General features: G+C 63.9%; 9 protein-coding genes, 1 tRNA gene and 1 pseudogene. 8 read left to right on the top strand and 3 right to left on the bottom strand.

Annotated elements, in window-relative coordinates; genetic code table 11:
* The first annotated feature begins 68 nt into the window (after positions 1-68).
* Both MF610_RS01280 and MF610_RS01275 read left to right on the top strand, forming a co-directional pair.
* Complete coding sequence (locus MF610_RS01280) at positions 69-581, top strand: cation diffusion facilitator family transporter (RefSeq protein ID WP_277923876.1); 513 nt, start codon at positions 69-71, stop codon at positions 579-581.
* Positions 582-908, top strand: coding sequence for a cation transporter dimerization domain-containing protein (locus MF610_RS01275; protein ID WP_242192304.1), 327 nt, complete (start codon positions 582-584; stop codon positions 906-908). It abuts the gene before it with no gap.
* A 613-nt stretch (positions 909-1,521) separates the two neighbouring features.
* On the opposite strand, the gene MF610_RS01270 is transcribed toward MF610_RS01275, so the two are convergent.
* Positions 1,522-3,990 (bottom strand): TonB-dependent receptor plug domain-containing protein, encoded by a 2,469-nt coding sequence (locus MF610_RS01270; RefSeq protein WP_242192303.1) that lies wholly within the window; start codon positions 3,988-3,990, stop codon positions 1,522-1,524.
* Between the two features lie 473 nt (positions 3,991-4,463).
* Here MF610_RS01270 and MF610_RS01265 point away from each other — a divergent pair, with 473 nt between their 5' ends.
* The 5 genes and pseudogenes from MF610_RS01265 to MF610_RS01245 all read left to right on the top strand — a co-directional run.
* On the top strand, positions 4,464-5,033 hold the full coding sequence (locus tag MF610_RS01265; RefSeq protein WP_242192302.1) for an RNA polymerase sigma factor: 570 nt from the start codon (positions 4,464-4,466) through the stop codon (positions 5,031-5,033).
* Entirely contained in the window at positions 5,017-5,964 is a 948-nt protein-coding gene (locus tag MF610_RS01260; RefSeq protein ID WP_242192301.1) for a FecR family protein, read from the top strand. Before MF610_RS01265 ends, MF610_RS01260 begins: the two co-directional genes overlap by 17 nt.
* 77 nt (positions 5,965-6,041) lie before the next feature.
* Positions 6,042-9,008, top strand: a complete 2,967-nt coding sequence (locus MF610_RS01255) for a TonB-dependent receptor (protein ID WP_242192300.1) — start codon at positions 6,042-6,044, stop codon at positions 9,006-9,008.
* 11 nt (positions 9,009-9,019) lie between these two features.
* On the top strand, positions 9,020-10,639 hold the full coding sequence (locus MF610_RS01250; RefSeq protein WP_242192299.1) for an FAD-dependent oxidoreductase: 1,620 nt from the start codon (positions 9,020-9,022) through the stop codon (positions 10,637-10,639).
* Positions 10,640-10,859: 220 nt separating this feature from the next.
* A pseudogene (locus MF610_RS01245) lies at positions 10,860-11,189 on the top strand (integrase core domain-containing protein); the annotation flags it as partial.
* A gap of 73 nt (positions 11,190-11,262) precedes the next feature.
* On the opposite strand, the gene MF610_RS01240 reads toward MF610_RS01245, so the two are convergent.
* Positions 11,263-11,415, bottom strand: a complete 153-nt coding sequence (locus MF610_RS01240; protein WP_242192298.1) for a hypothetical protein — start codon at positions 11,413-11,415, stop codon at positions 11,263-11,265.
* A gap of 45 nt (positions 11,416-11,460) precedes the next feature.
* A tRNA-Ser gene (locus MF610_RS01235) sits at positions 11,461-11,550 on the bottom strand.
* Positions 11,551-11,682: 132 nt separating this feature from the next.
* Here MF610_RS01235 and hspQ point away from each other — a divergent pair.
* Complete coding sequence (hspQ, locus tag MF610_RS01230; protein ID WP_242192297.1) at positions 11,683-12,057, top strand: heat shock protein HspQ; 375 nt, start codon at positions 11,683-11,685, stop codon at positions 12,055-12,057.
* The last annotated feature ends 3 nt before the right edge of the window (positions 12,058-12,060 follow it).

Here is a 12,060-nt window from a genome sequence, read left to right as displayed (position 1 = left end):
ATCATGGAGCGGGCGGACACGCTCACGACCACACTGCCGGGGCGAACGCGAAGGCGCTGGCCTAGGCGCTGGCGCTCACATCGATCTACCTTGTCGCCGAGGTAATCGGCGCGTTCGTGCTCAACAGCCTCGCGCTGTTGTCCGACGCGGCGCTCATGATGACCGACGTGGCGGCGCTCGCCATCGCGCTGCTCGCGATCCGGATCGGCCAGCGCCCTGCCGACGACAAGCGCACGTTCGGTTACAAGCGGTTCGAGATACTTGCGGCGGCGTTCAACGCACTGCTGCTGTTCGCGGTCGCGATCTACGTGTTGGTGGAGGCGGTGCAGCGGTTCCGCGAGCCGGAAAGCGTAGAGTCGACCGGCATGATGATCGTCGCGACGGTCGGGCTTGTCGTGAATCTCGTATCCATACGGTTGCTGACGGCGGGCAAGGACGCCAGCATGAACGTCAAGGGTGCCTACCTTGAGGTATGGGCCGACATGATCGGCTCGGTTGGCGTGATCGCGGGCGTGCTCGCGATCCGGTTCACCGGTTGGACGTGGGTCGATCCCGTCGTGGCGATCGGCATCGGCCTATAGGTGCTTCCCCGGACCTGGGTGCTACTTCGCGACACGATCAACGTACTGCTGGAAGGCGTGCCGGGTGGGATCAAGCTGCCTGAGCTGCGCAGCGCGATCGCCGGCGTTCCGGGCGTCGTCGGGGTTCACGACCTTCACGTATGGTCGATGGCAACAGAAGAGGCGAGTTGCACCGCGCACGTCACCTTGGCCGAGGGCCCTGACTCCGACGTCATCAGAAGGGCGGTCACAGACACGCTCCATAGTCGGTTCGGCATCGAGCATTCCACGATCCAGACCGAGGGCGCGGGCGAGGCGTGCGAGGACGACGAGCACCTGCACCCGTAGGTGTCACAACCGTCAGGTTTTGACGCCGACGTGCCAAAAGCCGTTTTCCCGCAAAGTTTGTGGTGTCAGATCGTCTGCGTCGAGAATGACGGGCCATCCGGTGCAGGATCCACCGTCTGCGCGCGGTTCCTGTCTGACGAGATGAACGAGCGTCCGATATTGGGATCAGGCGCCAACGCGTTGGATGACCGCATAAGGTCCACGTCGTCTCTGGCGCCTTCGACAGCGTCTCCGCTTGTTCGCGCTTTTCCAGTCGAATGTAGATGGAGGAGAGCTGGGGAAAGGTGAGGCGTAGTCAGTCCTCGATATCCTCAAAAAACTGCTCGATATCGCCCATTCTCAGCCGGACTGCGGGTCAATAGCGAACGCCAAAAACGGTTTAAAATCGCGGCGTAACCGACAGGTCGCGTCCCGTGCTGGCGTGCGTATAGGCTAGATTTAAGCGTCGTCGTCATTGCTTCGCCCGACCGTTCCAATCGCTATAGGTTGCGACTTTGCGCTTTGTTGGTTGCCGCACGCGATCTGCCACGCGCCGGTCCCCGGAGTCCGTTTTGCCGGGGACCGGAGCGCTGTTCGACTGTACGTCGATCGGAGGAAGCAGTCTCGACAGTCGTTACCAGTTCAGCCCAGCGCGGACGTAGAGATAGCGGCCGTTAAAACCGAACGGCGAGAAATAGGGAAAGCCGAGAACGCCGGTCGAGTTGTTCGCGGTGGCCGTTGCCCGGGGGTAGACGTCGAACAGGTTACTGACGCCGATACCCAGTTGCGCGCCCTTGTCGCCGGCATAGCGAAGCTCCAAATCGGTGATGGCCCGGTCACCGCTTAGCACGTCGCCGGCGGGGGTGGTGCCCGGTTGGTTGACGTTGCCGTAATAGGTCACGCGCGCCAAGGCACCGAGCCGGTCCAGCGACCAGTCGATCGTTCCCGTAACCTTTTCGCCGGGCGTTCCTTGCTCGAGTGTCAGGATCCGGCTGCGCGCGAACAGCGTAGGTGCCGGGTCAAGCGTCGCGGTCGAGGTCGGTACGCGGGTGACGTCGATCGCATTGATGTTACCGGCCAGTGTGAAGTCAAACGTACCCGCGGTCGCCGTGCGCGTCCGGTAATGCGCAACTGCATCGATTCCCTTGGCGGTGCTGGCGAGGCCGTTGATGAAGAAGCGCGCGGCGCTGGCCCCGGTATTGGTCGCGGCCAGCAGGTTACGGATCTGCGTTGCAACTGCCGGCGATCCCGCCGCCGCCGCGCTGATGTTTTCCGACAGGCCGATCTGATCGCGGATATGAATGCGATAGGCATCGATCGTCAGATCGAACCCGCCTGCGCGGATGACCGTGCCGACCGACAGGTTGGTCGACTTCTCGGGTTCGAGCGGCAAGCCGCCCAGCGCCGTTCCGACCGTGCTGACTGAAGGAAACGTTCCGGTGAGGACCGGAATGCCGTTGGTGACCACCGACGCGATCTGTGTAAAATATTGCTGCTGCAGCGACGGTGCCCGGAAACCGGTCGATGCGGTCCCGCGCAGCGCAAACCAGTCGGTGACGTCGTAGCGTGCGGAGACCTTGCCCGTCGCGGTCGATCCGAAGTCCGAATAATGCTCGCCCCGCCCGGCCAGTCCGACCAGCAGGCGGTCGGTGACTTGTGCCTCGACATCGGCGTAGATGCTGCCGCTGCGCCGGCTGCGTTCGGTCGCATTGTTCGGGGCGAAGCCGCCAAAGCCCTGCGCACCCGGCGCAGCACCTGTCGCGCCGGTTGCAGGGTAGCCGTAGGACGCCGGTTCCCCGGGCGAAATCTTGTACCCTTCGCGGCGTCCCTCGATCCCGAAGGCGACGTTAAGCGACCGGAAAATGTCGAACTTGCGGGCGACATCGAGGCCAGTGACATATTGGTCATAGGCGACTTGTCCGTCGTAGAAGTTCCGCGGTGTCGCGGCGCCATAGGCATAATTGGCCGAATTGAGCGTACGGAAGTCGACGGTATTGCGGCCATAGCTTACCGAAAGATCGACGTTGTATCCGCCGAAATCGCCGCGCAGGCCGATCGCGGAATTAATGTCCTTTGTTTTGGTATTGATGAGCGGCAGGAAACCGTTCGCATAACCCGCAAGCACGGTCTGTGCGTTGGCGTTGCGTGGGAACGCGGCGCTCCGCGTATCGCGATCCTGGTAGCCGCCGAAAGCGTACAGGCTGACACTGTCCGTCAGCGACGTACCTGCGTTGACGAAGCCGGTATATTGCTCGACCTCGGGATCGCCATAGCGACCGGTCACGCGATTGGGCGTAACACGACGGTCGATGTCGGCGCGATTAGTCGGTTGTCGTTTGGTATATTCGCCTGAAACCGTGACGAAACCGTCGGTGCCAAAGCCAATACCCTGCCACGCCGTCGCGGTAACGACCGGTTCGCCGGTCACGCTGCGCTGATTATTGGGCGTGTCGACCTGTGTTTCGTAAATGCCGTAGGTCACTGACGCGCCGCCGCCGTGCCGCGCCTCCCGCAGGCGTAGGTTGACGACGCCGGCAATCGCATCCGAACCATATTGCGCCGATGCGCCGTCGCGCAGCACCTCGATCCGGTCAAGGGCCGATGTCGGCACGGTGTTAAGGTCAACCGCCGACGATCCCCGGCCAACCGTGCCATTCGTGTTTAGATTGGCCGAACTATGGCCGCGGATGCCGTTGATGAGGACCAGCGTTTGATCGGGTGCAAGGCCGCGTAACGTTGCTGGGCGGATCGCGTCGGTCGCGTCATTGGCCGCCGGGCGCGGAAAGCTGATCGACGGCGCGACCGTCGCAAGCGCTGCAGCAAGTTCGGTCGTACCCTGTCGTTGCAGGCTGGCCGCACTCAGCACGTCGACTGGCGACGCGCTGTCGAGCCGCGTCCGACCGGCGGTACGCGTGCCGGTGACGACGATATCGTCGCCGGTGTCGTCGACATTCGGTGCTGGGTTATTCGTATCGGCTTGGTCGTCGACGGGGGGCAGGGGGGCGGAAGTTGCTTCCTGTTGCACTTGCTGTGCGGCGGCGCCGGTCGCGACGAACGTCAGAAGCGATGCGCCGAGAAGGGCGATGTTGCGGCCCTGTTTCATTTCCTGCTTTCCCTGTTTGATGCCGCAGTGGCGGGCATCCACGGATGTGCCCTTACGCCGCAACTGCGGCAAAAGAAGCCAAACAAAATCTATCATGTAAGTAGGAATTGTATTCCGCTTTGCTCGATGGTTGCAGGTCATCCACGTCCGCGCAGCTACCGTTCAAGGCGGCTATCGACCCAGCAATTGACCGGTGGGTGCAGACCTTTCGAAGGCCTATCTTTGGCCATCATCGCAATGAACGAACGTCCGTTTTCGGGAAGCCTTTATGCCGTTCCAAACGTCTGGAATTGGGTTCTTTTAACCGTGCATCGCCGCTAAGCTTCTCTGTAGCCAACGGCGTGAACAAGGGGCTCGTACGCTAGGGCGCATGCAAGCTAACTCGATAAAATAGATCCTCTGCACCGAAAACAGTTGCGCATATTCGTGACGGAAACTGACGCTCAGAAACTCATGGGTGTGAGAGGAGAGGTGTGACGGAACGCGAGGCGCTGGCAGAATGGGTGGGGCGCGAGATCCTGCCGCACGAGCGTGATTTGCGTGGCTGGTTGCGGCGAAGGCTCGTGCCCTCCGTCGATGTGGAGGACATCGTGCAGGAATGCTATTGCCGCCTGGCCCAGCTTCGTAGCATCGACGACATCGCCTCGCCGCGTGCCTATTTCTTCACCATGGCCCGCAACCTCGCGCACCGGCAGCGGCGCCACGCGCGCGTGGTGCGGATCGAATCGATCTCGGCCGCAGAAACCGACGGACTCGCCAGCGACAGTCCGCTGCAGGATCGCGTTGCCGCGGCGCGGCAGGAAGTCGATCGCGTGCAACGCGCGCTGGCTACGCTGTCCGACCGTGCACGGCGCATCTTCGTCATGCGGCGGGTCGAGGGGCTCAGCCAAAAGGAGATCGCGGCCGCGCTCGGCGTAACGGAGATGGTCGTAGAGAATGATGCCAGCCGCAGCCTGCGCGCGATCCTGCGCCAGCTGACTGACGAGGACGCTGACATGGCTGACAGCGCGCGTACAGGAGGTGATCGTGCCCGAGCACGGTGATGAGGCGGTAGCTTGGGCGCTGCGCCATCCGCTCGATGCTGCGGATCAGCACGCACTCGACGCCTGGCTGGCGCGCGACCCGCGCCATGCGGGTGCATTGTTGCGCGCGATGGCGGCCCTGACCGTCGTCAACCGGGTTATTGAGGAGGAGGGCGCCTCTGCGCCGGGTCAAGCGCCGCTCGAAGCACGGCCGGGGCGGCGCCGGCTGCTGATCGGGATGACCGGCGCCATCGCTGCAAGCGCGGTCGGCCTGATCGGTTGGCGTCAGTTCGCCGCCGAACACGTAACAACTGCACGCGGCGAGATCCGGCGTCTGCCGCTCGCTGACGGATCGGTCGCCACGATCGACAGCGACAGCGCGCTGCGCGTCGTGTTGGCCGATGAGCAGCGCCGGATTGCGCTCGACCACGGACAGGCCTGGTTCCAGGTCGCGAAGGATCGTTCGCGACCCTTCATCGTCGACGCCGGCATTGCCCAGGCGCGCGCGGTCGGCACCGCATTCTCGGTCGAACGACGGGAGGACGGTGTCGAGGTCGCGGTGACGGAGGGGCAGGTGGCGGTATGGCCTAGCGCCGCCGGGGGCACGATGACGATCCTCAAAGCCGGCCAATATGCTCGGTTCCGGTCGCCCGACGCCGCGCCGGTCACCGGCACTGCGCCCGCCGCAATCGAGCGCGCGCTGGCGTGGCGCGGGGGTGAGATCGCGCTGGAGAACGAAACCGTTGCCGCGGCGGTCGCCCGCTTCAACCGCTATAATCATCGCCAGCTGGTGGTCGACGACGCCATATTGTCGCAAGAGCGGTTGATCGGCCTGTTCCAGATCGATCGACCCGAGGACTTCGCTGCCTCGCTCGCCGTATCGTTCGATGTTGCGGTCACGACCGGACCCCAGACAATACGTCTGGCACGGAAAAAGTCGCCGGCATTCTGACGGAAGCGGCGCGCACCGAACTCAAGGGAGGTGAGCGCTTCGACAACAGGGGCGCCGCTTCCGGGGAGTGGATCCATATGTCATTCGCGCGTCATCGCCTGCTCGGCGCCGCTGCCGTCATCCTGTCGAGCGCTGCGCTAGCGCCCGTCGCCGACGCGCAGACGCGTCGCTTCGACGTGCCCGCGCAACCTGCGCGCACCGGCATCCCGCAATTCGCCCACCAGGCGGGCGTCCAGATTCTTGTGTCCAGTCCGCTCGCAGAGAAGGCGACCGTCAATCGCGTAAGCGGCGCACTCGATGTTGGCGAGGCGCTTCGCATCCTGCTCGCGGGAACCGATCTGGTGCCGGTACGCGCTGGCGGGGCGATCATCCTGCGCCGCACCATTGTTAACGCCAACGCCGCGCTAATTCCGGCTGCGCTCCAAACCGAGGCGAGTGCTTCGCCCTTGGCGCCCATGGCGCAGACTCCCGTCGAGGAGCCGCCCCCGGAGGACATCGTCGTCACCGGTATTCGCGCGTCGCTCCAGCAGTCGATCACCGCCAAGCGTACCGCGTCGAATATCGTCGACGTCATCACGGCACAGGACATCGGCAAACTGCCGGACCAGAATGTCGCTGAGTCGATGAGCCGCATTACGGGCGTCCAGATCACGCGCCGCGAAGGCGATGGATCGAACTTCACGGTGCGCGGTATTTCGCAGAACCGGCTGGAAATCAACGGTCGCACCTTCCTCGGTCCCGGCGCTGGCGGCAGCGCGTCGCTGGAATCGGTCAGCCCGGAGATCATCTCGAGCATCGTCGTCGCGAAATCGCCGACTGCGGATATGCCCGAGGGTGCACTGGGCGCGACGGTCAACCTGAAGACCAAGCGGCCGCTCGACCTAGCCGACTTCGTCGTCAGCGGGCGTCTTCAGGGCGCCTATACCGACCAGGCCGATCATCTTGGCTATCGCGGCTCGGCATTGGTATCCAGAAGATTCGGTGACAGCTTCGGTGTGTTGGCGAGCGCCGCCTATTCGAACACGCGGACCCGCGGCTATCAGTTCGACACCGGCGGCTGGACCCGTACCAACAACATCGACGGCAACGGCGACGGCATCAATGATCCGGGACTGTATCGCCCGAACCGCTACATGGCCCGGATCTATGATCGTTCAGAGGAGCGGCTGACGCTGAATGGTTCGCTGCAATACCGGCCGACCGACCGGATCGAATTCATTGTCGACGGCACCCACACGTGGCTGAAGCGCGAGCGGCAGAGTGCCAACTATCAGGTGCTCTTTAACGACAATGACGCCGGTGCTGTGGCGGACGAGAACGGCACCGTGGTACGCGGCACGTTCAATTACGTCACCGTCCGCCCGCTGATCTACGACGAACCGACCGAGTTCAAGTCGACCAATATCGGTGGGTCGGCGAAGTATGAAGGCGAAGTCGTGACGGTGCGCGCCGACGCCTCCTACAGCAAGGGGCGCGGCACCGACGGCGGGCCGGGGGCCTCGTTCACCTATGTCGTCGTGCCCCGTGCCGGGCGGGTCGCCAATGCCAGCTATGATTTTTCGCGCGGGGGCGTGGTCCCGAACCTCTCGCTGGCGTCGAATTTCGATCTGAACGACCCTGCGCAATATCAGCTGGCATCGATCTTCGAGAACGACTTCGTCACCGACAATTCCGGCTATGACGCGCGGCTCGACTTCACCATCCGCACCGATTTCGGCCCGCTGCGGACGGTCGAGGTAGGCGGGCGGTTCGAGAAGATCGAATTCTATTCCGAAGCGCCACAGAACATTCCCTCCGCGGCGAGCTTGCTCACGCGGGGCGATCGCAACGGCGATGGCATCCTCACCGCCGACGAACTGCCGGGGCTGGTCTACGACAATCGTCAGGGAAGCTTTTTCCCGGGCGTGTCGGGCGACTTTCCCCGCGACATCCTGGGCGGCGGTACCGACAAGGGCGCTGCGCGCGACGCCTTCGGCCTCCCTGTGCCCCGCGCCGACACGATCCCGTTCGGCCGCGTCTCGATCAAGGACGTCGACCAGGATACGCTGGCCTTTTACGGCAAGGGCAATTTCGCCGGTACGCTGGGCAACATGCCGATTAGTGGCAATGCCGGCGTGCGGTACATCACGTTCGAACGCGCCTCGTCCGGCTTCCTGTCCGATACGCAACCGACGCTTTCGAGGTCGCACTTCGACTACTGGCTGCCCAGCGCCAACGCCGCGCTCGAACTGCTCCCCGACCTCACGCTGCGCGCGGCCGCGGCCAAGGTGGTGGCGCGTCCGAGCCTCAGCGACGTGGGGGTCAGCTTCGTGCCGCTGTTCGTATCGCGGACCGGCGCGCGCGGCAATCCTGCGCTGCGTCCGTTCGAGGCGACGCAATATGACGCCACGCTCGAATGGTATTTCGCGCCGGCGAGCGCGATCACGATCGCCGGCTTCTACAAGAACGTCGATTCCTTCACGATCAACCGGACGCAGAGCGAGATCGTCCCCGGCCTTTCCGACCAGATCGATCCCAGCACCGCCCAACCCTATGGCGCGTTCCAGATCACCCAGCCGATCAACGGCGAGTCGGGCACCATCAAGGGCGTGGAGCTAGCGTATCAGCAGTCGCTCCGCTTCCTCCCCGGAGCCCTGCGTAACCTTGGCATCCAGGCGAACTACACGTTCGTCGACAGCGAGACTCCGCTGGTGGACGAGGCGACCCAGGCCAGCCTGCCGCTCCCCGGCCTGTCCAAGCACAGCTACAACCTGATCGGCTTCTATGAGGATGCCACCGTGTCGGCGCGCGTCGCCTATATCTATCGCAGCGGCTACCTGCTCGGCCAGGGCAGCGCGGCAGCCGGCGGCAGTTCCTATGTTGACGGACGCGGACAACTCGACGCCTCCGCACAACTCAACCTCACCCGATCGGTTCGCTTGACCGTCGAGGCGATCAACCTGACCCGTGCGATCGACCGGCAATATCTTCAGACGCCGCTGCGGCTGCTGAACGCCGCGCGCGAGGATCGCCGCATCTTCTTCGGCATCGCCGCGACCTTCTAAGGATATCCGTCATGGCACCGCTTCGCCTCGCACCGTTGCTCCTCCTGCTTGCCGGGGCGCCCGCCGCACCGCCCGAGCCGGTCGCCGACATCGTCATCTATGGTTGCACCGCCGGCGGGGTCATCGCCGCGGTCGAGAGCCGGCGCATCGGGCGCAGCGTCACGCTCGTCTGTCGCGACAGGTATGTTGGCGGCATGACCACCAACGGGCTAAGTTGGTCCGACACCGGCAACCATCGTGCCATCGGCGGCCTCGCGCTCGAATTCTACCGCCGGGTGAAGCGGCACTATGACGACCCGGCGGCCTGGACGTTGGCGCCGCGGCCCGCGCGCGCTGAGAATTTCGTCGACGATGGCGCAATGTGGCAGTTCGAGCCGCACGTGGCGGAACGCATCCTAGAGGATTGGATCGCCGAAGCCGGGGTGACGGTCGTTCGCGGCCAGCCGATCGATCGGGGTCCGCAGGGCGTGCAGCGGGTCGGCAGCCGCGTGGTGTCGTTCCGCTCGGCTCACGGTCGTCGCTTTGCTGGGCGGATGTTCATTGACGCCAGCTACGAAGGCGACCTGATGGCGGGCGCTGGTGTCTCGTTCGCCACGGGACGCGAGGCGAACGCGACCTACGGCGAGACACTGAACGGCGTGCAGGCCCGCAACACGACCAACCACCAGTTCACGCTCGACATCGATCCGTATCGCATCAAGGGAAAACCTGCCAGCGGCCTGCTGCCCCGCATCAGTCCGGCGCGGCTGGCCCCGGACGGCAGCGCCGACGACAAGATTCAGGCCTATACCTATCGGCTGTGCCTGACCGACGTCGCCGCCAACCAGATGCCGCTGCCGAAGCCCGCAGGCTATGATGCCAGCCAATATGCGCTGCTCCAGCGCTACATGGATGCGGGCTACCGCAACTTCTTCCAGAAGTTCGATCGCATCCCCAACGGCAAGGCGGACGTCAACAACTTCGGCGCCTTTTCAACCGACAATATCGGCATGAACTATCGCTACCCTCGCGGCAGCGACGCAGAGCGTGCCGCGATCGCGGCGGAGCACCGGCGCTATCAGCAGGGTCTGCTGTGGTACATGGCGAACGACTTGCGCGTTCCTGCCGAGACACGAGCGGAGATTGGACGCTGGGGCCTTTGCAAGGACGAATTTACCGACAACAAGGGTTGGCCACGCGAAATGTATGTGCGCGAGGCCAGGCGGATGACGTCCGATTTCGTCATGGCAGAGCCGCATGTGCGAGGACAAAAGCCCACGCCGCGCCCGATCGGCATGGGGTCGTACCAAATGGACTCGCACAACGTACAACGCGTGGTCGACACACGTGGCTTCGCGCGCAACGAGGGCAATATCGAAGTCGGCGTCGCAACTCCCTACCCGATCGCCTATGATGCGATCGTGCCGCGCCAGGCGGAGGTGACCAACCTGCTGGTGCCGGTCGCCCTGTCCGCGTCGCATATCGCCTATGGCACGATCCGGATGGAGCCGGTCTTCATGATCCTAGGGCAATCCGCAGCCAATGCCGCCGATCTGGCGTTGCGGTCGTCGCTTCCGGTGCAGCAGGTGCCTTACGCTGATCTTCGCGCTCGTTTGCTTCAAGAGCGGCAGGTGCTGTCGTTGCCAAGGTAGTAATCCTTTCGAAGGCGGTTTAGCAGCAGGTCCCGGTGGTCGAGCGACCCCACCTAAAAGATGAACGAGTGGCCGAAGTTGGGAGGTGGGTTGGAGACTTCCAATGACTGCAAATGGGTCATGGGCGACTTCCTGAGCAGCCCCCACCGTGTGGTCCGGGTTGTTAGTTAGTGCATTGTCGTCTCCGCCGCCATTGCCGGCCTCCGGTTCCGCTTCGCTGCACCTAGCCACCGCCGTCCAGACCTGGCTCGGCCAGATCGGCGTGAAGACGCTCTACATCGCCCCGGGCTCGCCATGGGAGAACGGCTATAACGAGAGCTTCAACGGGTCGCTTCGCGACGAACTGCTCAATGGCGAGATCTTCTACAGCCTCGCCGAGGCCAGGGTGCTGATTGAGGCGTGGCGGCGTCACTACAACACCGTCCGGCCGCACAGCAGCCTAGGCTACCGTCCGCCGGCCCCCGACACGGCGACACCGCCATTGCCGGCCTCCGGTTCCGCTTCGCTGCACCTACGTCCGGCAATGGCGGCGGAGACGACAATGCACTAACTAACAACCCGGACCACATGGTGGGGGCTGCTCAGGCGAGCGGGCGATCACGCCGGAGATGGTCGACCGGCTGTCACAGGCCGCGCGCGAGCGGATGCGGCTCGACGGAGGCGGCTATCGGCGGGATCACCTTCGCGCGCTCGCCCAGCGCGTCGAGGTAGGCGACGACGAGGTCCGCATCATGGGATCGAAGAGCGATCTGCTCAGGACGCTGGTGGCGGCGCAAGGAGAGAAATCGGCGGCTATCGGCGTGCCCAGCCGGGGACCGAAGTGGCGGAGAGGGAGGGATTCGAACCCTCGGTACCCGTAAAGGCACGCCGCATTTCGAGTGCGGTACAATCGACCACTCTGCCACCTCTCCGCAGAGGTTTCTCGCTCTATGCCGCAGGTCAGCGCAGCACGTTGGTCAGCGAGGGCGGTCCGTTAGCCCATGGTTTCGGGATGTGCAAGCGCCTCCTTGCTGCAATCGCACATCGACCCTAGATTATTTCGCATGAAGGCAATGTCCGCCAACCCGCTCGACCTCGGCACGCCGTTGCCACCCGTCGCCCATGCCCGTTTCGCGATCGGTGAGGTCGTGCGCCATCGCCTGTTCGATTTCCGCGGGGTCGTGTTCGATATCGACCCGGTCTTCGCCAATAGCGAAGAATGGTATGAATCGATTCCCGCCGACGTCCGCCCGCGCAAGGATCAGCCCTTCTACCACCTGCTCGCCGAAAATGCCGAGGCGAGCTATGTCGCCTATGTCAGTCAGCAGAATTTGATCGTCGACGACAGCGAGGAACCAGTCGACCATCCGGCGATCCGCGGGCTGTTCGACGATTACGCCGATGGGCGCTACCAGCTACGCCGCGAACACCGCCACTGATCG

It is taken from the genome of Sphingomonas hankookensis, from assembly GCF_022664465.1.
GTDB lineage: Bacteria > Pseudomonadota > Alphaproteobacteria > Sphingomonadales > Sphingomonadaceae > Sphingomonas > Sphingomonas hankookensis.
This window is presented reverse-complemented; position numbering and strand designations above follow the sequence as displayed.